The following is a 24,811-nucleotide window of genomic DNA, read 5'->3' on the forward strand; positions in this document are numbered from 1 at the left end:
TCTTAAGCAATTCTACGTAAGATTATAATACTTTAATAAGCTACAAAGACTCATTTATCATCTTACATATCTTTATGTCAAAAAATGAATAATTATTGAATAAGCAATTAAAATCATGGTATTTTGTATGCCTTATAACAAATTAAAAATAAAAAAATTAAGATTTATCCTTAAGGGTGTTTATACACAATGACTTGTTAAAAATAATTTGGGAACATAAAAGTGAAATTTATTCCCAAAAATACATAAAATTAAAATCTGATTTTATAGGCAATTTGATCCTATATTAAGATAGCATTCTCTACAGAAATCTGTCATATAAAATCAAATCACATCCATAAAATTACGATCACCACTTTTGTGATTTAAACTATTATCATTTTGAAACAATACTTGCCACTCATACAATAATAGAGTCTAACATCATCACTCTAGAGAAAAATATAAAAATTTATTGTGCCTTTGAATGTTTTAATTCGCTCTGTATTATTTTGATAACTTCCGGATTTTTAAAAGGATTTTCAATCACTTGCTTTTTAATAGTCCATTTTAAATTTGGGTGTTCTCTATAATTTTCATAAATATAACGCAACTCCCCAGACGTTACTGATTTATAATATTCATAATCAGGTTTAAAAATATTTTTTAATTTTGTCAAATCAACATTTAAAATTTCATCTGCATGGGGTTTATAGTTTGTTACAATTTCATCTAAATTGAAATAAATTTTTCCTCCATTGTCCAAGACTTGTTTGAGGACTTCTTTTGTCTTTGCCTCAAAAAATCTCGAATCAATCATTGGATCAATATATTCAATATATTGATCATATAATTCTTTTTCATGTGGTGTGAGATTTTGTAAATTAACCACATCTCCCTCAATAAAGTTTAATAATTCTCTCATGTCATGCGAAATAGCTGTAATTTTAATTTGATCTATTGCTTTATTTTTAGCATCTATGGTCTTAAGGATTTGTATTGTATTTTGATCACTCATAAGAGCTTCAAATACTTTTTTGTTATCTTCTCTGGGGACTGAATTAGAACTTTCATCTCCTATATTATTAACTATTGCTTGATAGTTTAATATTTCTTCTTTAAGCAAATTAGGCTTACCCATAGCTACAAAAGAAGCAAAATCATCAAATCTTTCAACCCTATCAAAATCTATTCCATTGAGTGCATCAAGATAATCATCTCCAATAAAAGGTCTTTTGATAAGCTCAGAATCACGAACTGCTTCTAATAAATCCTCTCGTGTCTCGCTCAGCCCATATACAAGAGTTACATTTGAAAAGGTAGGTTCACCACTTAATGGAGATTCCAGATTTTTATGGTTTTGGGTGGGGATATGTTCAATTTGAATTTCTTGCTCTCCTGCAGTTTCTGTAGTTTTAGATTTTTTAATACGCAATGCCGGTGCATTCAAATCATCACCGGATCTTTGTGTAGAAAACATCTTTGTAATTCTTTGGAGTAATGGATTTCTACTACTCGCCGGATCAGATGATGTCATAAAGCTTTGATTGCTTGATTGAGGAGTTTGAGAGAGAAAATGTTGGAATTTATCTTTTGAAGCACTTCCATGCTCAAAGGCTTCTTTTTCTAAAATTTGATCTCTGTATAAATGATAATTGTCATTAGCCTTTGCATAAAACTGCGCATTTGCTTGAATAATAGAAGCATAGTCTTTGATACTTTGAGAAAGTTTTGGGTTATCTAAATTTTTTACAAACGTAGCTTGTTGCTTGTGCGTCATTTCATGGACAACCGTATCTAAAAGCATTAATCCGACTTCTTGAGAAGTAGGGGTTTTATCGGGGAAATAAATGTTTTTATAACTCTCCGGAGAAGGGAGATGAACGCTATCTTTTTCAAATGAATAATACGCATTTGGATAAGAAGAAGAAAGGACTATTTTAGGATCACTCACATTTAAATTTGTTTTCTTTAATGCATCAGTATAAGCATTGATAATAATTTGACTGAAATCTTTAAAATCTCTTTTGCTTGTAAAATCACTGGTTGTAAGGTAATTTTTAATGGCAGGATCATCTAACAGTTTTTTGTCTAAATCCTGATAAACCCCTCTGGTAAGGTCTCTATAATCTTTTGAATCATTATGATAGGGTAAGTTTTCTCCAATCTCAGAAAGTAAGACAGTGAAATTTTCTTTTATTTCATCATAATTGCGATGTTTGAGAAATGCAAGATTTTTTGTCAAGCCATTTAGAAGACTTGCAGTTTGTGATAGATTAATATCTTGGACTTCAAAAACGCCTCTATCCATAAAGTCTAACAAATCCTTCATATCCGAATCACTGGGTTGATTTTTTTGCACCAGCGGGATTGAAGCAGGGATAACTTCTCCCATGTTGTCAAATTTTTCCAAATCTTTTTGACGTTTATTTTGCCACGCAATGAAAGCTTGTTCATTTTTGACTGCTTCTGATTTTGGCGGGAGATTATCATTGATTTTTTTATAAGACAGTGCTTGAACATCTTCTGATGCAGATCCCAAATCATCAGTCTTATAAGAGGCTTTATTTTTTACAAAAAGATTTTTGATTCTTTTTACTAGAGATGTTTGTTCTGTCGGGACTGAAGATAGGGAACTTGAAGATTGAGGGGCTTTGGGCTCCGGATTCATGGCAACATTTGGAGCAATAGAGAGAGGTGCATTCAAATCATCACCGGATCTTTGTGTAGAAAACATCTTTGTAATTCTTTGGAGTAATGGATTTCTACTACTCGCCGGATCAGATGATGTCATAAAGCTTTGATTGCTTGATTGAGGAGTTTGAGAGAGAAAATGTTGGAATTTATCTTTTGAAGCACTTCCATGCTCAAAGGCTTCTTTTTCTAAAATTTGATCTCTGTATAAATGATAATTGTCATTAGCCTTTGCATAAAACTGCGCATTTGCTTGAATAATAGAAGCATAGTCTTTGATACTTTGAGAAAGTTTTGGGTTATCTAAATTTTTTACAAACGTAGCTTGTTGCTTGTGCGTCATTTCATGGACAACCGTATCTAAAAGCATTAATCCGACTTCTTGAGAAGTAGGGGTTTTATCGGGGAAATAAATGTTTTTATAACTCTCCGGAGAAGGGAGATGAACGCTATCTTTTTCAAATGAATAATACGCATTTGGATAAGAAGAAGAAAGGACTATTTTAGGATCACTCACATTTAAATTTGTTTTCTTTAATGCATCAGTATAAGCATTGATAATAATTTGACTGAAATCTTTAAAATCTCTTTTGCTTGTAAAATCACTGGTTGTAAGGTAATTTTTAATGGCAGGATCATCTAACAGTTTTTTGTCTAAATCCTGATAAACCCCTCTGGTAAGGTCTCTATAATCTTTTGAATCATTATGATAGGGTAAGTTTTCTCCAATCTCAGAAAGTAAGACAGTGAAATTTTCTTTTATTTCATCATAATTGCGATGTTTGAGAAATGCAAGATTTTTTGTCAAGCCATTTAGAAGACTTGCAGTTTGTGATAGATTAATATCTTGGACTTCAAAAACGCCTCTATCCATAAAGTCTAACAAATCCTTCATATCCGAATCACTGGGTTGATTTTTTTGCACCAGCGGGATTGAAGCAGGGATAACTTCTCCCATGTTGTCAAATTTTTCCAAATCTTTTTGACGTTTATTTTGCCACGCAATGAAAGCTTGTTCATTTTTGACTGCTTCTGATTTTGGCGGGAGATTATCATTGATTTTTTTATAAGACAGTGCTTGAACATCTTCTGATGCAGATCCCAAATCATCAGTCTTATAAGAGGCTTTATTTTTTACAAAAAGATTTTTGATTCTTTTTACTAGAGATGTTTGTTCTGTCGGGACTGAAGATAGGGAACTTGAAGATTGAGGGGCTTTGGGCTCCGGATTCATGGCAACATTTGGAGCAATAGAGAGAGGTTTTGTATTAGGAGAGAAATTTGGCTGTTGGGGTTGTTCAGAATAATGTCCTTGAATAACAGTTTCCCAATCCCCTAAATCAATCCCTGCCTTATCCAAAACCTTAGGCACTTCATGGGATTGTATCAAGGCATCTTGAATAAAATCAGATTCAAGTAGATTTTGTGCATTCAGACGTTTATTGGGATCAATAGCCAATGCGCCATTTACAAACTGCACGTAAGCACCTTCATAGCCATATTTACCACTTTCCTTGAGTCCGGATTGTTCTTGTCTGACAAGAGGTTGATAATTCTCAAGCTTACCTTCTTCTTGTAATTTATCAATTCTTTTTTTCATGACATATTCTAGAGGATCTGCTTCAGGCTTAGCCCCAAAAACATGATTTTGTCCTTCTCCTATCTTATGCACAAATTGTCCCAGCGCATAAACATCTTGTTTATCATCTGCACGCTGTTGTTTTGAAATACCCAACATTGAATCAAGTATTTCAGGAGATGCAAACAAAGGATGCCCTGCTTTTGCTTCATCGCCAACTTTTCTAGCCAAACCAAAGTCAATGATTTTTGGCTCATAAGTCTGCGTGTCTAAAAGGATATTATTTCCTTTAATATCACCATGAACAATCCCATTATTCTTAAGATGATTCATGCCTTCTAGAATTCCTTTTGTCAAATGCGAAACACTTCCATAAAACTCAGAGTGATTGATCTGATTCTTATCATAAGCATCTTTTAAAGTTCCCAATACATTATCTAATGTATGTCCCTTAACATATTCCAACAATAGTCCTTGTTGGCCTTGGATTTCTTTGATACCTTCTGTTTTGACAATATTTGGATGTTGGGGTATTGAATTTAAAATCTGAGCTTCTTGGCTCAAATTAGCAAGATATTCAGGTTTTGTAGGGACTTTTACAACATAATCTTTCCCTTCATGATCGACCAAATAAGCCTCTCCATAAGATCCTACACCCAATTTTTTGCCATCAATAGGATTTTGAATTACATGAGTCTCTTCAGTATCTGAACCGGATAAATTCTTCATCCAACTCAATTCAGACTGACTCAAAACAACGCTTGGTTGCAAAGGCATTTCATCTTTTTGCGCTAACAATGTAGATGCCACAGTCCCACCTGTAGGCAACTGCATGTCTGCCGGATTTGAAGAAGATACAGAGGGATTAGACAGAGGTATTTGTTCGGATTGATTCTCTTGAGAAATATTTCCTTCCGGAGTATCCACCCTAGGTTTCTTAGGAGGTGGGGCATAAAGTAAATTTTCAGTTCGTAACACAACAGGTTCATAGCTAATAGGCTCTGCAGGTCCGCTAAAGATTACATTATCAGAATTTTGTGCTGTATGTGTGGGTTTATTTTTGGATCCAAAAAGTTTCTTTGGGAGTTGCTTAGCTTGATGAATATCCCCACTAAAACTCATATTACCTCCTGCAAAAGAAGTATCTGTGAGGACAACTTGAGTATTTTGCGTATCTGTATATAAGTCATCAACAGAAGAACTCACTCCATTTATCATAACCCCTTTTTTGGCATTTGTTTTGATATTGATAGCTGTATGCAAAGTGCTTTTTTGATCTTTATAATCCCCTATATCTGCTTGTGCCCCAAAACTACCTGATGTCCCTCCGGAAAGATATGCACTTCCCCCACCTGTGCTTTGATGCAAAGCCAAATCCAAGACATCTAATTTTCCTGCAACATCAAAATCCCCTTCTTTTGTCTTAGAATCTAAAATAGCTCCTTCAAGTTTTGCATCGCCCTTAACATGGACATTTAATTTTCCTTGCGTTGCAATACCGGATTGCATACCCACACTATCGGAATTTTCATAATAATACCCTCCTCCTCCGTTAAGAGAAACATCTCCTTTAGCAATTGTATTCGTAGCTACTCCAAGAGAAATATCCCCTCCTCCGCTTGCATGAATGCTTTTGGAATCTTTGGAATCTTTAAGACTGGCAATATGCATATTGCCCCCAACAAACACATCTGCACTCCCGGCATTAATCTTGCCCCCAAGCATATTAAAATCTTCTTTAGAAACAACAATGGCTTGATTTTTGATATTAAATTGGGCGGTTTGATTGGTAGTTTCATTTTTATTAGTTAGAGAAAAATTAACACTTCCTCCTATCCCAACATCTGTATTCCCTCCCCATAAGGCTGAATAGCCTGCTGATTCTTGAAGTCTCAACTGCACCCCTACAGAAAAACCACTTTCTTCAGAAGTACTTTTTGCAGCTCTAATTAATGTATTTTTTGCAGAATGAATATATAAATCCTCTGCTTGAAAATTAACTCCTGCTAATTCAACATTTCCTGTAGTGCTTTGGATAAGTACTTTTCCATTTGCTTTAACATTTGTTGTATTTTCAAAATTTTTATGAGAATTTTCATAACCAACTTGGACACCTGCTTCTTGCGTGGAAACGCCACCGGCTAAGTCATTAAAAATAAGATTTGTAACCGCTCCGGCAGCACCGGCAGCCACTATACCTGCATTGAGATTACCCCCATTTGCCGCAGTAGTAGCGATATCTGAAACCATATTCATCGTATCCGCTACAGAACTGGTAGCGGCAAATTTTTGCTTGAGTGAAACATTAATTCCTATAGAACTTGAAGTGCTATCACCAATATATTTGGTAGATAATATAGAACCACCTTTCAAAATAACATGTTTTCCGGAGTCAAAATCTGCACCCCCAATATCTACAGCATCTTTACCGGAAAGAACAATATTTCCTGTTGTGGTTTTTATATTGGCATTTGTATAATATACATCATCTGAAGTTTGGTAATTATAACCCAATTCTAACCCAATCTCTGCAGAAGCCAAAGAGTCCATTTGCACTTTCCCGGAAGTAAGTGTAGCGGGATCAAAATTACTTTGGGCTTGTGCTTTATTCCCATCTACTCCAAAACTTGCTGAAGCTTGATTGCCCATCAAACCCGCTTTTACTGAACCAACAACTCCAAATCCGTAAGATTGACCATCGTTATGATTGGTGTTTTTTCCCGCTTGAATGGTTACTTTACCCAAAGTACTTGAGACAATAGCCCCTTCATCTCCCTTGCCTTCTAATTTTGCCCCAACAATTTTTATATCCCCTTCAGAACCTATAAATAATCCATTTCCGCCCCTAAGAGAAGCAACACTTGAACGAGAAGTATTTTGATTTTGATTCCCTCCTTTAATGCCTAAAACCTGAAAAGATAAATGAGAAGAACTCAAGGTTGCAGTATTTTGAGTATCTAAAATATCGACTTTTTCTTTGCCATAGAGTATTGTCTTCTTATCGGAATCAATTTGAGAAGTTTGCACATTTAATTTCTTCTTGCTATAGATGTTGATATTACCTAATGCTTTAATCGAACTCCCAACAGCTGTTTTTGAATTACCATCGGTGCTGGTTGTAGTGGCATATTCTCTCAAACCTGTTGTAGCATTCACACCACTAAAATATGTTTCGTTTTTGATACTTGCATCCTGTTTGCCTGCAAGAATATTAATATCACCATCTGAAAAAATATTCACTTCTCCTTCTTCAGAAGTTTGATCAAAGGCTGAACCTTTGATAGTAGTACCTTTATGTGATCGAATATTGATATTAGATCCCTTAATACTCGAACCACTTACGGAACTTGTCTGCACAAGAGTAGTGCTGACCCATGAAGTATCTGCGTCATTTTTATGCTCTTGGTTATAATCTACCTTTTTAATTTCTTCATCTACTATCCGGACAAAACCATTTTTAGAGATAATATTTATCCCATTACCATTTTTACCCGATTCAATAGCTGTATTTTTAATATCAATATCCCCCTTAGCCCGGATATTTACTCCAAGTTTAGAGGTTATTTTTGCTTGAGAAAGAATCTGAGGGTTTCCTTTATCATCGGTATTTATTGAACTTTCAGAAACAAATTTTCCCGCTTGAATATCTGTATGATTGCCTGATATGCTCCCTCCTATATTTTTTGCAATATTTTTAGTATTGATCACAACATCCCCAATGGCATCAATATCTGAAGATTTATTACTGAATGCATCTGTATCTAAAAATATATCCCCTACAGCAGCCACACGAGATCGATTAGCATCTTGAGATTTTGAAGGAATTTTCTTAAAAGAGGTATTTTTGGAATAATAGAGTTGGGGTACCAAAACATCTTGCCCATTGATTTTTTTATTCACATACCAAACAATATCTGTATCTAACTTTTCGACTTGTTCTTTACTCAATGGAGTTCCAATGACTAACCCTAGCTTTTTTTGTTCTTTGAGGGCATTATCCAGAAAAGCTTTTACATCTTTGGTGTCTAAAGAGTTGTTATAACCCAAATTTTTTGTTAATTGCTCATTTAAAAGTCTATTTTCATAATAAGCATCTCCAATAACTGAAATAGTCTTATCTGTGGTGTATCCGACTTGCTTTAAAAAATATTCAGAACCATAAAATTGACTCATATCCACCAAATTGGGTCTTGTCTCTATATAATAATTTATCTTCTGCGTAAAAGGTTGCGTATTTTTTTGAAATAAAAGTCTTTGTCCAAGCCTTAAAATACCCTCTTCATCAAGCCCTACAGAATCATAAATTTTTTCTTCTGCCGGAGTAGATTCTGTGTTAGTTGGTTTTTGTGTAGCCTTTAGAGAATCCCCGAGTGTTTCAATTTTGGTCGTTTCAAACTTTTTAACACCCTCTAATTGTCCTTGAGAATTGGTAGGTTCTTTTGTGTTTTCAGTATCTTTAAGTGCTTGATCCTCATTTTGCGCAATGTTTGTAGCATTTACCTGATTTGCATTGGAATTAGATTCTTTAATATCCTCTAATTTTGTTTGGAGATCTTTAATATCTGCATGCATTTGCTGTATTGATCCTGTGCCATTAAAAAAACTCCCATCTTCTGTAATAATATTCCCGCCTGAGAGAACTTGAGCCGGATTTTTAGAAGTAAAATAGTAATAGGCATCGTTATTGAATTGTAGCTTATGAGGATCGCTTTGTGTTATCCAATCTTGCCCATATGCTTTGTCCATCAACTCTTTAAAAAATGAATCCTTGCTCGCCATATCTTTAAGCAATCCAAAATACCCTGCATTGTCATCAGCAGCATTTCTTGCCTTATTTAATACCCCAAAAATATTTCCCCCTCCCAAATGATATGTCACCAAATGACCTGCAAATGTAGGCTCTGCTTCAATATTTTCAATAGTAAACATCCCTAATAATCTACCTACGCCATATTCTTTAGAGGTTGTGATATTATGAAAGTCTCCTCTAACATGGATATCTTTGGAAGCACCAATGATTGAGTTATTATTATAAACACTCGTTTTTCCTGATTCCGAACTAACAGATATTCTCCCTCCAGCCTTTATGATACCTTGTTTATTTGAAAGATCATTTTTAATATCATAGCCTATATAATTGGCTCTAAAATCTCTATTCCAAAAATAACTCTTACTGAAATAATAATACAAAGGCTTTTTTTCATTAAATCTAAAAGAGATATTCCCCATTTCTCTAGCAGTATTATTAAGCACTCGTGTAAGTATTGTCATATCTCCGGAAGAATTAATAAAACCTGCATTATTATTAATTGTATCTGCTTTGAGAAAAATTTGATTCCCTGAATCAATAAAAGCATCTTCTTGATTGGTGATATTGTGCGCTTCAATAGCAACATTATTTCCAAAAATATAACTTCCTTCTTGATTGGTGAAATCCATTTTTGCTTCAAGGGCGATATTTTTCTGTGAAGCCAGCAATGTATTGGCATTGTTGGTAATATTGCCTGCAGCTTTTAACCGGATTGAACCTATATTGCTAAAAGAGTCTTGGATGACAATATCTCCCTCACTCTGGATTAATAACCCCTCATGGGCGCTTATTTTCCCTAAACTTGCATTGATATTAACCGCTCCTGTATGGATACTCAAAATACCTTTGCTTTCAATAGTACCATTTTGATTCTCCAGAACTTCTAAAAGAGATTTGGAAGTATCTTTAAAATCAAAACTCAGTTTATTCTCACTTTGGATCTTTCCGGAATTTAGCACATTTCCAACATTTATCGTTCCATTATAAATATTCATTTCAGAAGTATTGACAAGTTTCTGAGCATCTAATTCAAAAATACTCGCTCTTATGCCTCCATTATTTTGGAGATTACCTGATTGAAGTTTCATGCGATTAGACTCAATTGTGCCTTGATTGATGAAATTGTTTTGGACATTTGCATTTAAAATACCTGCGATCATTGCACCGGAATTTGTAATATCCCCGGATTGGAGTTGGAGTTGATTTGCTGAAATTTTTCCATTATTTTCAAAACTACCTGATTGGATTTGAGTATTTTTGGAAATTATCTCTCCGGTATTTCTAAATATCCCTTTAGAATTTTCAGAAACCAAAGAAAGAGTTTCTGTCCCAACTATCCCTCCATCATTATGCAAATTTTGTATTTTAAAATCAGCATTTTTTCCTTCAATATAAGAAGTTTCTAATTTTAATCCTAACTTATCAATAGTTTCTTGATTTATTTGACTTTTATTATTCAAATCTGTGGCTTTTGCCTTGAGATTTTTGCCGGCAACAATAACGCCATCATTGTTAAGTTTCCCGGAAGTATCTATGCTGATATTTTGACCTACCAGGGCGGTTGTGCTAATATCTCCTTTAGCATCAACGACAATATCATTTGCACTTCTAATGATACCGGAATGGCGAACTCCTACACCTTCTTCAGTACTGATAAAACGGATATACCCAGCATACATAGAACCAAGTAAGTTTCCATCAATAGATAATTGAGGTTTTTTGGATTCAGATTGAGCTGTTGCCTTGATTTGTGGATTATCCATGCTAATCCCCAAACCTACGCTATTGAGACCCCCAATTAAATTCAATCGTTGCACTGCCTTTCCATCAAGATCTGAAATACTTCCCAAAAGTTGCATGCTTCGAGAAATAATAGAAAAATAATCCCCGCTTAGCCCAACTCCCCTTTCTAGAATACTTACATTCCCTCCTTTTACCACAATCTGATGATTAGATCTATCAATCAACCCTGTTGTTAAGGTTACTCCATTTGTGTTGATGAAAGTTGCTCCATTGACAACAAGTCCATTTTCATTCGCGATAATGACATCTGCGCTTTTTCCAAAAACTTCAAGCGTCCCATTCAAAGAGCTATTTTTACCGGAAATAACTTCATTGATAATCAACTTTGCATTTGAGGATAAATTGGGGTTAGCTGTTACATATCCTCCTGTTACAGATATTCCATTTTTTTGGGAATTATTCAAAATCACCCCATTGTCTCTCTCGATATCAAAACTCTCATATTTATTATGAGAGATCCCCTCTACACCGGGATTTACAATATTAACCACATCTCTTCCATTGGCTGCAGAACTCATTTGTGGAGTATAAATATCATTATTTAAAGGGCGTATATGATTTCTAGGTCTTAAATCTGCCCCGGAAAGATGAACACAACAACTCCCAAGAATCTGAATTAAAGACACAAAAACAGACAATGACTTCTTGTATGATTTCATAAATAAATATCCTTTATATCTATATTTTCTAAAAATAAAAATATCTGGTAAAATCTAATCAAATAATCAAAATTTCTTAAGTTATATAATAAATATTATCACATAAAAATATTTAAATTAAAATAAATTGGTACAAATTCTGCCGGCATATCCTTAGATCGCATAAGAGGTTGAGAAATTGTTACCCCTAAACTGATAATTTTCCAAAAATAATTGACTCCAAAAGCAACTCCTGCAATATGGTCATTATGACTCAAACCATAATCTCTGCCCCCTCCATAATCAAGACCAAAAAATGGCTCTAAATTCCAAATACTCCCTTGCAAATAAACTGGTTTTAAGGTAATGGTCTGGGATATATATCCCCCTTTATCAAGAGCCAAAGAGCTTTCCTTAAAACCCCTCACTGTATATTGATCCCCAATGAAAAACTTATCTGCATAATACAATTCATCGCCACTATAGCTTGCCCCAACATTTAGCCGATACATCAAAGCCACATAGTTCCCATAATAAAGATATTTTTGCCAAGAAGCGCTCAGATTAAGTTTATTGTATTGTGCTTTGAAAATAGAATTTTTTGTGTCTTTATAACCACCAAAAAAAGGAACTCCCCTTAAATATTCAATATCTAAATACAAATTCCCCCCAAATAATTTATTGACATGTTCAATACCAATCCCTAAGGCTGTATATTTTTTGCTATTAATTTCAATTAATACCTCATTGATTTTATTTTTTTGTCCCCGAAGCTTAAGCTCTGCATAAACAGTTGTTTTTGCAGTTTTATTTCTATGCAAAACTCTTTGGATTTTAAAAGTATTCCTTAGATTTTCACTTTTATTACTATAACTCCCAAATTGTGCTTGAATATCTGTATAGCTATCTGTATAACTCGCTGAATATAAAAATTTCCAATACCTAAAAGGAAGCGTATAGTTAGCTGAATAAATACTTTCTTTGTTTTTGTTACGACGATGGATAAAGCGTTCCATATAATTCAACGAAAGCGTGTCATTAATCCCTAATAAATTATATTGATTCAATCCCAATACCGATCTAAAAGATCCTTTATCTATCGTAGAGCTATTATTGAATCCTATGCTGATCCCACCGGGTGTTTTAAATTCTTCAATTAAGATATTCGAATAATCCAACTTTTGACTTGGTTCAACTCGCATCTGATAATAATAACCCCCATTGTTAAGGTTCTCAATCCCCTGATCAAGAGCATAAATATCAAGGATATCATTTTTGCCAATTGGAAAGGCATCAAAAACCCTTATATTAGAATATTTAGAATTTTTAATTTCTATATGATTGATATAACCAAGTTTTACTTCCAAAACTAATTTACCTGTTTTGACATTGCCGGATTTTATCGTAACAAGTGTGGTGGTATAGCCTTTTTTAATATAATATTCACTTGTTTTTTTTATGATTTCAAAAATATCTTGTTTTTTTAAAGGCTTATTTTGATAGTTTGCTAACATTTTGATAAGAGTTTTAGGAATTTTAATTTGACTTTGGATACTTATATGTGAAAAGATATATTCTTTATTATCTTCAAATTCTTTGATTTCACCTTGATCGTCACTTTTGTATTTATCAGGATACTGAAGTTGCTCTTGAATATAATTTTGCTCCTTTTGTTTTTCTAATAGATCCAATATTCGATTTTGATTTTGTAACTCCGAATTCGTATTACTGGCCCATAATACTTTCAAGACAATCAAAAAAAACCAAAAAAATTTCAAATTTTTACTCCTATCTTGAATACAACAGATCGATAATGAGGGCTGGTTTTATTAACTTTAATCTCCATGTCATCAAATAAAACCTGAAAAACCACTCTATGAATAGATTTTTCAAATCCAACAGCATAATAAAATGTCTTTTCTAAGGTTGTATTTTGCAAAAATCCCAATCTGCCGATAATTAAAGTATCCAAAAATGTCGGCATTTTAATAAGAGTAAAAAAAAGTCCGACATTCTTTTTGTTGCTTAGCAATGGATTAAGCCTTCTGATTTCTCCTCCTATCCCTACCTCAAAGCTACTGAGTTTCGGAATAGGGGAATAGATATCCACGCCATAATCAAAAAAATTATGCAGAGTTTCAGAGTCAGTTTTAGATTGAAAATTTTGATAAGGAGTAATACCAATTTTTGGCTCAATAACAATTCCTCCAATACCAAAAAGCACCTGAAAATAAAAACAAGAAATGATTAATATTTTTTTCACTATAGTTTTCTCAAATAATTTTAGTTTAAATATATTTTAATAATATTCATAATCATAACAAAATAATACTTAATAGAAAATAATTTTTATTTATAGAATTAAAAATGCCTAAGCAGCTTAATCCCCACCCTATTTCTGTAAAAAAGAAGTCAAAAAACAAATCCAATAAGAATCATTTCTTTAGCCCCATCTAATATTTTAACAATTAGATATAAAACATTCTTTTACGCTTTTTTATGATTAAATATTTTAAAAAACAAATATACCAAGAATCAAATTAGGTATCACCATAAAAAGATTTTGTATAAACTTGGAGTCAGCCGGAGAACTCACCACTCAAAAGCTCTCAATACATCAATCATATTTTCTAAAGAATATGATAAAATTAACTAAAATATATTTTGAACTTTAGGAATTAGATGAAAAAACTACTGGATTGTTTTGAATATTTAAAGCGTTATCACATTGATGTGCTTGATACAATTAGTATCATGCTTGAACTCTTTATTCTCAAAATCCAAAATCCCCAAGCTATCAAATCTCTTATCCAAAGAGATACAAAAAAAGAATTCATTTATGGCAAACTCCAAATTTCTATTCAAACTCTTATCAAGTCTTCTTTTTATGTCAAAATTAATCCTAATGTCAATATTTTAAAAATTCTGAAAACTATTGATCAAATCTCTTTAGACAACAAAACCATTGAACAATTTCTCCATACCATCACCCAAAAAAAAACCGCTAATAAGCTTTATTATTATTCTACTCCCCTGGAAATCAATCAACTTCTCATTTCCCTTCTGGATATACAAACAGATGATGAAATTTATAACCCATGCTATGGAATTGGAAGTGTATTTTTAAGCATTGCCAATATAACCGATAAAATACATCTTTATGGGGAAGAACTTGATGAAAGACTTTCTAATATTGCTCATCTTATCGCTCAAGTAACTCAAATCAAAGATGCCAAACTTTATGTCAATGATATTCTCAAACAACCTATTTTTAAAACCAAAAATGGCTTTGAACGCTTTGATAAAGTGCTTTGTAACCCCCCGCTATATGCTCATATGGGAATAGAATATCTCAAAGAAGATGAACGATTTGGCAAAATGGGGATTTTAGTTAAAAACTATCCTGAACTTGTATTTTTAACCCATGCGCTTGCTCATCTGAAAAAAAGAGGTGTATTTATCATTCGCAACCAAACTCTTCAAAAATCTTCTCTGGAAGAAAAACTTCGCGAACGTTTATGTAAAGAAAAGATGATTGAGGCTGTCATTGAACTGCCCAAAAATATTTTTCCTCATCAAAATCATGAATTTTCCATCCTTGTAATTTCTCCAAACAATGAAAACATTTTACATATCAATGCCAATAATGAATACTTTTATCAAAAAGATGGTAAATATAATCGTTTGTTGCATGTTGATGAAATCGCAAATATTTTTAAAAAAAAACTAAAAACCCCATACTCTACACTCACCCCTCTTTCTCAAGTCCAAATCCATGATTTAAGAGCACAAACTTACCTCAACAAGCACCATAGACTAGAACATACTCACACTCTCCAATCATTACAAGTAGAGATCTTTAGAGGGCAAAGAGTTTATGGCAGTCCAAAAGATAAAACTATCACTTATTATGATGTAGGGATTGCTGATTTTAAACCTTATGGATTTACACAATCTTTTGATAATAAAAAATTCTCTGGAGATATTCTAAAAATCAAAAAATATGCCCTTAAATCCTATGATATTCTTCTTTCTTTGAGGGGCATCTCACCAAAAATAGCTCTACTGGGCGAGATTGATTGTATCTGTGTAGCCAATGCAGGGATTATCACCCTAAGAACAAAAGATAAAAAAACCGCTATCAGTCTTTATTGTTATTTTTTCTCTACACAAGGCGAAAATGCTCTAAAAAAAATCTATGAACAAAGCGGCGAAAATACCGTTAACATAGAAAATCTATACCAATTAAGTATTCCAAAATATTATGGTGATGATTCTCAAAAAACTTTTAGCACGCTTGAAGAATTAGGGAAAAAACTCCAATCCATAGAAAATCAGATACGAAAACTTAAAGAAAATTCATGAAAACCTTTCAATCCCAAATAAAAGATGTCATTTATGGAAATAATGTTTGTGTAATTATGCCTTCTAATCTTTATGGTTGCACACTTGGCAACAACGTATTTGTAGGTCCGTTTGTAGAAATCCAAAGAGATGCTTGCATTGGTGAAAATACAAGAATTCAAAGTCATAGTTTTATTTGTTCTCTTGTAAGCATTGGTAAAGATTGTTTTATCGGGCATGGAGTGATGTTTGTCAATGATCTTTTTGAAAATGGCTACCTTGCACCCAATGAACAAAGCTGGAAAAAAACAATTATCGCCAATCGTGTCTATATAGGATCAAATGCCACTATATTGCCTATATCTATCTGTGATGATGTTGTGATTGGCGCAGGCAGTGTTGTTACCAAAGATATTATAAAACCCGGAATCTATGCGGGTAACCCTGCAAAAAAATTACGTGATTTAAAAAATAAGAATTCTGTATGCAAGTAGCTGTTATCGGATATGGGTATTGGGGGATTAATGTTTCCAAAAGCCTTTTTAAAAATCCAAATTTTCATCTCAAAACAATTTTTGACAACGATATCCAACGCGTCCAAGAAGCGCAAAAAATTTATTCTTTTGACCTTTATGAAGATTATGACTCAATCCTCAAAGATAATAATATAGAAGCTATCTTTATTGTCACTCCTCCCCATACTCATTATCATCTTGCTAAACTTGCTCTGGAAGCAAAAAAACATGTTTTTGTTGAAAAACCTCTTACAACCAATGTCCAACAAGCTTATAAACTCTATGAAATAGCTCAAAAAAATAATTGTGCCCTCTATTGCGATCATACATTTTTGCATTCTCCGGCAATCAAGTGGCTCAAAGAAAACATCCATTCATTTGGAAATATTGTATATATCAATTCTCGCCGTATCAATTTAGGACTTTTTCAAAGTAGTGTTGATGTTATTTGGGATTTGGCAATCCATGATATTTCCATCATTGATGCCCTCGTAGGCTTAGACATCAAAAAAGCAAATACATTTACAAAAAAATATCAAAACTATCCCAACAATGCGCTTGCAAATATTAATCTTGAGCTTCACAATGGTATCATTATTACCATCAATGTTTCTTGGCTCTCTCCTATCAAAGTCAGAGAAATGATTATTGGAGGGGAGAAAAAAACAGCTATCTATGATGATACTCAAAAAAATAAAATCACTCTTTTTGATACAGGAGTGATTATTAAAGATGAATTTGATAAAAATAGCCTTTATCAAAAAATGGTTGCCTACAAACTCGGCGAACAACAAACCCCTATATTAGAAAATTTTATGTCCCTTGATGCATCCATTGCATCATTTCATGCAGCAATGCTGCAAAGCACACTCTATCATGCACAAAAAGATCATGTTTTGAGAGTTATTCAAGCGCTTGAAATCATCTCCAAATCATAATTTAAATTTTAGAATAATTTTTATGCCCCTATCTTAAAATCTTTCTAAACAATTTTTGATTATTTTTTAATTCTGAAAATTCCATAGGTTTTAATTGACTTTTTGTGATCACTCAAAGTATCAGTTAGAAAAATCTGATTATTTCTTGTATTTTGACCACAAACTCTCCTTTAACCATTAATACAGCCTTTACTCCATATTTTTTGTTTATTTGAAGATAAAAATCTCAAAAAGTTTTAATAAATTTTAGATTTATTAAAACTTTTATATTAATTTCTAGATAGATATTCAAATAATATAGCTCTAATCTTAAAAACTTAATGACTTTTCACTAATACATAGTCATTTTTTTAGATCTATTTTCTGATTACCAATAGATTTTCATTCAAATTAAGCCTGATTACTATATTCTTCGTAGAAATTTTATTACAATCCCTATGTAATTATCTCTATCATCTAAAGAGTCTATAAAAACTAGTCAATTAATATCCATAATAATATTAAAAATATAATTTAAATTATATTTTTAATTAAATTAATTTTTTGTTTATCAATTTCTTTAATATCTTCTGGTATTAAAAAATATTTTTTTAAATTATTCCAATCACACTCTCTCAAGGTAATAATTTCACCTAAATAAAAACTTACCCAATAACCCCCAACCTTGGATAAAAAAATTTCAGAATCTATCTTTTTTCTTGCGATATTACAATAACTCGTATCTTTTTCAAAACCTAAAAATTTTCTTCCTAATCTTTTTGCAGCAATTGCAGTAGTTCCTGTGCCCATAAATGGATCTAATATTAGATCTGCCTCTTCTGTACTCATCAAAATAATTCTTTCTAGCAAATGAATAGGCAACTGACAAGGATGATCATCTCGATATTTTGTATGCCTTATACGATAAATATCGCTCCAAACATCAGAACATAGAGGACCAAAAGGATGTAAGATTGATTTTTTACCTCCATAATCTTTTACTAAAACACCTTTTCTATCCCTTTTATGAGGCGATCGCAATTCTTTAAATCTACTTTTATCGCTTGTTTTTGAATAAAATAAAATTCCATAATGTGCTGGTTGCAAGGTTTTCCCCATTGGAGCACTCATTGCATCCCAACTAATCCAATGCCTAAAAACTGCTATTTCATTTAAAAAAGTTGCATAATAAGTAAGCCATTTAGGAATATTATGCAAAAAAATAAAGCCGTCATCTTTCAGTACCCTTACGCATTCTTGAATCCATCTCTTGCACCAATATAAATATTCAGATTCTGTAAGTTTATCTTTATGCGAATTATATTTTTTCTTCAGATTAAAGGGCGGATCAGCAAATACACAATCAACTGTCTTCTCAGGAATTTCTTTAAATAATTCAAGACAATCGCCTTCTAAAATCATATTTTCAAACATTTTGAAGTACTTTTTTAAAACGCTCTAATTCATCCTCATGAAAAGTAAAAACATCATCATACGCTTCTACCATTCGTATTAAATCTTGTTTCCTCACATACCAACCAATCCCATCAACAAAACCAATAAATTATGATATTTTATATTCACTTTTTATTCCATTTCATAACTTTATAGCATATCATGAGACTATTAGACTGCCTATCTTACCAAATTTCTGTTCTTTTATACAAATAATTATATCAAAATAATATAATAATTCTAAAATTCTATAATCCTCATATAAGGAAGCTTATGAATTATGACTCTATAAAAATAGTCCCGGAATGGAAAGAACTCCTTCAAGAAGAGTTTGAAAAACCTTATTTTTCTGATATTAAAAAGCGTTATCTGGAAGCTAAGAATAAAGGAGTTACTATTTATCCTCCCGGAAAATTAACATTTAATGCGCTCAACCTCACCCTCCCTAAAGATATTAAAATTGTTATTTTAGGTCAAGATCCCTATCATGGTAGTTTTGTATCTAATGGGGTTGATATTCCCCAAGCGATGGGACTTAGCTTTTCTGTACCCAAAAATGTTCCTATCCCTCCCAGCTTAAAAAATATTTACAAGGAACTTCATCTCTCTTTGGGTATCCCTATCCCTCGACATGGTGATTTAAGTCCATGGTGCCAAAAAGGGGTTTTGCTCCTAAATGCTATATTTAGCGTAGAAAAAGGCAAAGCGGGTTCTCATGCTTATTTTGGATGGGAATCTTTTAGCGATGGCATTATTCGAATTATTTCAAAACATTGCAATCAAGTTATTTTTATGCTTTGGGGAAATTATGCCAAGAAGAAAATCCCGCTTATTGACTCTTCCAAGCATGTCATCATCACTGCCCCACATCCTAGTCCCCTTGCACAAGGTTTTGTAGGTAGCGGGGTGTTTCTCAAAGCCCAAGAAGCTCTCAAGCAAATGGGGAAAGAGGGTATTGATTGGAGTTTGGATGGTTGAAATTAGAAAATATTTTAGAATTTGAGATCATTATTTTGTAAGAAAACTATAGTATTTAACATATGATTCACTTTGAATATTTATAATAATCCATCTTAATTTAAAGGAAAAAAGATGAATAAAGTTACTTCAATAGTTTTAGCAAGTGCGATTTGCGTATCACTAAGTTTTGGAGCTGATTTTTCTAAAAAAAGCAACGATGAGCTTATCAAAATCGCAGGAACAGTGGCGCCAAAAGATGTACCTGATTATAGGATAGAACTTCACAAACGCTTTAAAACAATGAAAAAAGAAGATGCCAAAGTATTCCATCAAGAACTTGAAACAAGCATGAAACAAAACACAGCGACAATGAGCGTTAAAGATTTTAGAGCACGAAAACAAGCGATTCAAAAAGCCATTGATGAAAAACTCAAGGGAATGAGTAAAGAACAAATCAAAGAGAGTGGTCTCGTGCATAAACATATGATGTACAAAACAATACACCATCCAGAGAAAAAGCCTCATCACAAGCCTTCTCCCAAGCCTGATCCTAAAAATGCACCAAAGCCTACTCCACCACAATCCAAGTAATATTTCAAAATATTTTAAGCAGGGAAAATCTGCTTGAAATATTATCATTCATGACTTAATAAAGTTATCTACAGAACAACATTAATATTAAAACTTCTGTCGCCAAAATTTCATATTCTCCATAAGAATGGCTGATGTTGCCTACAACTTATCAATCTCTGCCTGATATTATTCGTATCCTCTCAGCCCAAAAATGCTACTTACTCGCAAAACAATCGTATTTTGGATTTTATCCGTAACCTGCAGATATATTTTGAAAAGATTTCAAAAATCATTTCAAAAAATCGCTATCAACTTGCTATTGATGGGATTAGGCACATTAAACTCACGAAAGAAGCATATTACGCGCAAGAAATATTTGATAGCCAAGCAGTTGCAAACTTAGACAAAAATGCCATAGCTATCAAACACAATATTTATGACCATTTGATTTATGATAGCAATACGATTGAAAAACCATTTGCACAAGCATTAGATAACGACTGATGTCAAGATGTTTTTCAAAATACCAAAAAAGTTTAAGATCCATACCCTCATAGGCGCCTATAATCCTGATTGGGCTGTATTTTTAGAAAAAATGGAGAGGAAAAATTATATTTTATCCTTGAAACAAAAGGAATAACAAGCTTGGATGGAGATTACGGGTATCTGAAAGATTAAAGATTCATTGCGCCAAGCAACACTTTGAAGCATTAATAGCATCACATTCCCTCAAGAACCTATCAAAATCGGAATGAATTTAAGAAGAATTTATAGTTATTTTAAAAAATTAAATACAGAAAAAAGCAAATTCTAGAGGTTAGACATTTAGATCTTAATGCTTTATTGAGTATTTGAGAATTGTAATTGTATATTTTGAAATATGGCGGACAGGGAGGGATTCGAACCCTCGGTAATCTTGCGACTACGCGTCCTTAGCAGGGACGTGGTTTAAGCCAACTCACCCACCGGTCCAATAATGTTTGTAAAATTTTAATTCCGAAATTAAAGGGGTATTCTAAACTAAAAATCATAAAATACAACTTAACACTTTTAAAAAATCAAGCCAAAATATGCTAAAATCCCAACTCTAAAATAAACATTCAGTTTTACTCAAAAACACAAAGGTCATTTATGAAATACGCTTTTATTTTCCCCGGTCAAGGTAGTCAAAGTATTGGTATGGGCAAAGAATTTTATGATAATTTTAGCACTGCCAAAGATTTGTTTGAAAGGGCGAGTGATACTATCAAAACAGATATGAAAAAGTTGTTATTTGAAGAAAATGATGCTATAAACCAAACCCAATTTACCCAACCTGCGATTTTTCTAGTAAGTTATATCGCTCATAATATTTTTCAAGAAGAATCCCCATTGCTGCCAAAAATTGCACTTGGACATTCTCTTGGAGAAATCAGCGCTTTAAGCATCACAGGAGCTCTTAGTTTTGAAAATGCGATGATTTTGACTCACAAAAGAGGGGAATTGATGCAAAAAGCTTGTGAAGGTAAAGATGCAGGTATGATGGTTGTTGTGGGTATAGAAGACAAAAAACTTCAAGATTTTTGCACACAAGAACAAAAGCAAAACAAAAGTATCTGGTGCGCTAATTACAACGGGGATGGGCAAATTGTCCTTGCAGGAAAAAAATCTGATTTACTCCAAATTCAAGAAGCACTCAAAGCAATGGGGGCTAAACGGGCATTGCTCCTCCCTATGTCAGTTGCCAGTCATTGCCCTATGCTTGAAGGAATTTGTGAAGAATTTCAAACACTCACAACAGAGCTTTTGGGGCAAGAATTTTCATTGAGTGTCCTTTCAAATGCCACTCTTGAAACCTACAATACAAAAGAGCAAGCCATAAAATTACTCAGAGATCAACTCATTAGCCCTGTTTTATACAAACAATCTATTCAATTACTGGAAGATAAAGTTGATGTTTTTATTGAGTTTGGACATGGTGGGATCCTAAAGGGACTCAACAAACGTCTAAGTTCAAAACCTACATTAAGTATTGCTAATTTAAGTTCCCTTAATGAGGTTATCTCACAAATACAAAGTCAAGGAGATTAAATGAAAATCGGTATTATCGGAGCAATGCGTGAAGAAATCACTCCATTGCTTGAAATATTTGGAACATATAAAGAAATCATATTAGGGGATAATAGTTTTTATAATATTTTTTATAAAAATTCTGAAATTTATATTGCTTATAGCAAAATAGGTAAAGTACACGCCGCCCTAACAGCTTCCGGTATGATTTTGCATTTTGGTTGTGAAAAAATTATATTTAGCGGGGTAGCCGGAGGATTGAGAGCAGATCTCAAGGTGGGGGATTTGATGATTGCTACCAAGCTTTGCCAACACGATGTGGATATCAGCGCTTTTGGTCATCCTCTTGGATTTATTCCGGAAAGCAAAATCTATATCCAATCAGATTCTAAACTCAATGATATCGCCCGTTTGGTTGCTAAAAAACATGATACACCTCTCAAAGAAGGGATCATCGCATCCGGAGATCAATTCATTGCAAGCGCAGAGAAAAAACGTTGGCTTATAGAAACCTTTGGGGCTGATGGTGTTGAAATGGAAGGGGCAGGAGTGGCTGTAGTATGTGATTTACTCAAAGTCCCCTTCTGCATTTTTAGATCTATTAGCGATAGTGCCGATGGGGAGGCTGATGTAAGTTTTGATGAGTTTTTGGATAGCTCAGCCAGGGTATCTGCAAACTTTGTCAAAAATATGGTCGATACCCTGCTTCAATAGGATAACTCATGAAAAATGCATTTAGTATGATCGAATTGGTATTTGTCATTGTTATTATTGGTATTATTGCAGCTATTGCTATCCCAAAACTCTCAATAACTCGTAGCGATGCCCAATATGTGGCTATTCAAAGCGATATTCAAACAATTTTGAGCTCCATTCAGACCAAAAGTCTTATTGAAGATATACAACCAAATACTCTTAATGGTGATTTCATCTTAGATACTGCAGGACTAAACCCTACACGCTGGATTTCAAATGGCAATGGCGTGCGACTTGCCAAAGATGGCAGGATTGATGTGGCTAATAATTGTGTCTTGATTGATTTTAACACTCACCAAGACCTTGATTTTAAAATTGATCCCAGCATTGATTCTCCTTTGTGCCAAAAACTAGCTAAGATTTATACCAAACCCATTTCTATTACTTTCAATAATGGCAGTATCAAATTCTAAGGCTTTTAGCCTGATTGAGATTGTTTTTGGAATTGTTATATTTGGTATTATCCTCTCGCTTGCATTGCCCAAAATATCTTCTAACTCCAGAATCTGTGAGATTGAACTCACTTCCAGATTGGCTGCTTTACAAAATAGGCTTTCAATATTATTCACACAATCTCAACTGAGTCATTCAGGTGTCCATACAGATAAAATCAACGCGCTTTTTACCACGGTCCAAAAGGGCAATACCCCAAATTGTTCTTTGGAATTTTATCCCGCTCAGTCTATCTTGGTAGCCACATCTTATAAACAAAAAGTTATATTCCAAATCAAGCCCAAAAATTTTTCAAGCAATCCAAAAATATTTTGTGATCTTCCCCATGCCCTTTGCAAAAAATTTAATGACAAAACAAAGAAAAAATAATTTATCCAACAAAACATCCCAAAAATTATCAATATTGGTCTAAGAACTTCCGGAAACTCAAAACATAAACCTAAATTATATAATATAGATAATGTTGTGCTTCGAAAAATTTAAAAAACTCTCCTGATACAGCCCTACAAAAAACTAACATTGTATTCACCTTGACCAACTTCATTTCAAATCAATTTTATTATTGATTCTCTCAAATCCCTTTAAGTAAAATATCACAGATAAAAATGTAAAATACCCTTCTTTAAAGGAATATAACAATATGAAAGTAACACTCAAGCATTATACCCCCCTTGAAGTCTGTTCGATGGCAATTCGGACCTGTTGGCAAAGCTTTGAGAAGTCTGATAATGGCGGGCAAAAAGATCTCGCCCTTATTGATCGTGTAGGCAACAAAAATAAACATGCCAGCACTCTGGAACACCTGTATTATAATTTTTATATTCAAGGTATCAGTCGGGCATGCTTGCAAGAACTTGCCAGACATCGTATGGCAAGCTATAGTGTCAAATCTTCGCGCTACACACTCAAAGAGATCAAAGAAGAAACCAGTTTTTTACCCATCAACCAAACAAATCTCACAAGAGCGCAAAAATACCTTGTCTTCACACCAAATGAATCTGTCAATATCGCCTCCATCAAAGCCTTAGAGAATCTTCGAGAAATTTTATGTGCCAATATTGGCAATGACATTGCCAAATACGCAATGCCTGAATCTTATAAAACAGAACTTCATTGGAGCATCAATGCAAGAAGTCTGCAAAATTTTTTAGAACTACGCACTAGCAGGCAGGCTCTTTGGGAAATCCAAAAACTTGCCCACAATATTTATAATTCCTTGCCTAAAGAACATCAATTTATCTTTGAAGAAAAAATTACACAACCTTATGAAAAACAATAAGGGATAT

15 protein-coding genes and 1 tRNA gene are annotated in these 24,811 nt (G+C 33.3%); 11 read left to right on the plus strand and 5 right to left on the minus strand.

Annotated elements, in window-relative coordinates; translation table 11 throughout:
• Window positions 1-451 precede the first annotated feature (451 nt).
• From BKH45_RS02325 to BKH45_RS02335, 3 genes are all read right to left on the minus strand, one after another.
• Entirely contained in the window at window positions 452-11,524 is an 11,073-nt protein-coding gene (locus tag BKH45_RS02325; RefSeq protein ID WP_095273864.1) for a hemagglutinin repeat-containing protein, read from the minus strand.
• Window positions 11,525-11,622: 98 nt separating this feature from the next.
• Window positions 11,623-13,281, minus strand: a complete 1,659-nt coding sequence (locus BKH45_RS02330; protein ID WP_095273865.1) for a ShlB/FhaC/HecB family hemolysin secretion/activation protein — start codon at window positions 13,279-13,281, stop codon at window positions 11,623-11,625.
• Complete coding sequence (locus tag BKH45_RS02335; protein ID WP_095273866.1) at window positions 13,278-13,766, minus strand: hypothetical protein; 489 nt, start codon at window positions 13,764-13,766, stop codon at window positions 13,278-13,280. Before BKH45_RS02335 ends, BKH45_RS02330 begins: the two co-directional genes overlap by 4 nt.
• A 419-nt stretch (window positions 13,767-14,185) precedes the next feature.
• Here BKH45_RS02335 and BKH45_RS02340 point away from each other — a divergent pair, with 419 nt between their 5' ends.
• Genes BKH45_RS02340 through BKH45_RS02350 form a run of 3 tightly spaced genes read left to right on the plus strand, consistent with a single transcriptional unit; the run spans window position 14,186 to window position 17,300 of the window.
• Complete coding sequence (locus BKH45_RS02340) at window positions 14,186-15,868, plus strand: N-6 DNA methylase (protein ID WP_095273867.1); 1,683 nt, start codon at window positions 14,186-14,188, stop codon at window positions 15,866-15,868.
• Window positions 15,865-16,341, plus strand: coding sequence for an acyltransferase (locus tag BKH45_RS02345; protein WP_095273868.1), 477 nt, complete (start codon window positions 15,865-15,867; stop codon window positions 16,339-16,341). Before BKH45_RS02340 ends, BKH45_RS02345 begins: the two co-directional genes overlap by 4 nt.
• Window positions 16,332-17,300: a Gfo/Idh/MocA family oxidoreductase gene (locus BKH45_RS02350; protein ID WP_095273869.1), complete on the plus strand. Its 969-nt coding sequence runs from the start codon at window positions 16,332-16,334 to the stop codon at window positions 17,298-17,300. Before BKH45_RS02345 ends, BKH45_RS02350 begins: the two co-directional genes overlap by 10 nt.
• 513 nt (window positions 17,301-17,813) lie before the next feature.
• Here BKH45_RS02350 and BKH45_RS02355 read toward each other — a convergent pair.
• Window positions 17,814-18,713 carry a site-specific DNA-methyltransferase gene (locus tag BKH45_RS02355; RefSeq protein WP_095273870.1) on the minus strand — a complete coding sequence of 300 codons (900 nt, stop codon included), beginning with the start codon at window positions 18,711-18,713 and terminating at the stop codon, window positions 17,814-17,816.
• 294 nt (window positions 18,714-19,007) lie between these two features.
• Here BKH45_RS02355 and ung point away from each other — a divergent pair, with 294 nt between their 5' ends.
• The 3 genes from ung to BKH45_RS02370 all read left to right on the plus strand — a co-directional run bounded on the left by ung (window position 19,008) and on the right by BKH45_RS02370 (window position 20,771).
• Window positions 19,008-19,712 carry a uracil-DNA glycosylase gene (ung, locus tag BKH45_RS02360; RefSeq protein ID WP_095273871.1) on the plus strand — a complete coding sequence of 235 codons (705 nt, stop codon included), beginning with the start codon at window positions 19,008-19,010 and terminating at the stop codon, window positions 19,710-19,712.
• Between the two features lie 114 nt (window positions 19,713-19,826).
• Window positions 19,827-20,285: a DUF1104 domain-containing protein gene (locus BKH45_RS02365; protein ID WP_095273872.1), complete on the plus strand. Its 459-nt coding sequence runs from the start codon at window positions 19,827-19,829 to the stop codon at window positions 20,283-20,285.
• A 222-nt stretch (window positions 20,286-20,507) separates the two neighbouring features.
• Window positions 20,508-20,771: a hypothetical protein gene (locus tag BKH45_RS02370; protein WP_095273873.1), complete on the plus strand. Its 264-nt coding sequence runs from the start codon at window positions 20,508-20,510 to the stop codon at window positions 20,769-20,771.
• Window positions 20,772-21,148: 377 nt separating this feature from the next.
• On the opposite strand, the gene BKH45_RS02375 is transcribed toward BKH45_RS02370, so the two are convergent.
• A tRNA-Ser gene (locus BKH45_RS02375) sits at window positions 21,149-21,239 on the minus strand.
• 159 nt (window positions 21,240-21,398) lie between these two features.
• Between BKH45_RS02375 and fabD the strand changes: the two genes are divergently transcribed.
• From fabD to thyX, 5 genes are all read left to right on the plus strand, one after another.
• Window positions 21,399-22,337 carry an ACP S-malonyltransferase gene (fabD, locus tag BKH45_RS02380; RefSeq protein WP_095273874.1) on the plus strand — a complete coding sequence of 313 codons (939 nt, stop codon included), beginning with the start codon at window positions 21,399-21,401 and terminating at the stop codon, window positions 22,335-22,337.
• On the plus strand, window positions 22,338-23,030 hold the full coding sequence (locus BKH45_RS02385) for a 5'-methylthioadenosine/adenosylhomocysteine nucleosidase (protein ID WP_095273875.1): 693 nt from the start codon (window positions 22,338-22,340) through the stop codon (window positions 23,028-23,030).
• Between the two features lie 8 nt (window positions 23,031-23,038).
• The gene (locus BKH45_RS02390) at window positions 23,039-23,485 is read left to right on the plus strand and encodes a prepilin-type N-terminal cleavage/methylation domain-containing protein (RefSeq protein WP_095273876.1); all 447 of its coding nucleotides are present in this window, start codon (window positions 23,039-23,041) and stop codon (window positions 23,483-23,485) included.
• Window positions 23,466-23,894 (plus strand): type II secretion system protein, encoded by a 429-nt coding sequence (locus BKH45_RS02395; RefSeq protein ID WP_095273877.1) that lies wholly within the window; start codon window positions 23,466-23,468, stop codon window positions 23,892-23,894. Before BKH45_RS02390 ends, BKH45_RS02395 begins: the two co-directional genes overlap by 20 nt.
• 271 nt (window positions 23,895-24,165) lie before the next feature.
• On the plus strand, window positions 24,166-24,804 hold the full coding sequence (thyX, locus tag BKH45_RS02400) for an FAD-dependent thymidylate synthase (RefSeq protein ID WP_095273878.1): 639 nt from the start codon (window positions 24,166-24,168) through the stop codon (window positions 24,802-24,804).
• Window positions 24,805-24,811 lie beyond the last annotated feature (7 nt).

The sequence above is a fragment of the Helicobacter sp. 11S03491-1 genome (genome assembly GCF_002272835.1).
Lineage (GTDB): Bacteria > Campylobacterota > Campylobacteria > Campylobacterales > Helicobacteraceae > Helicobacter_J.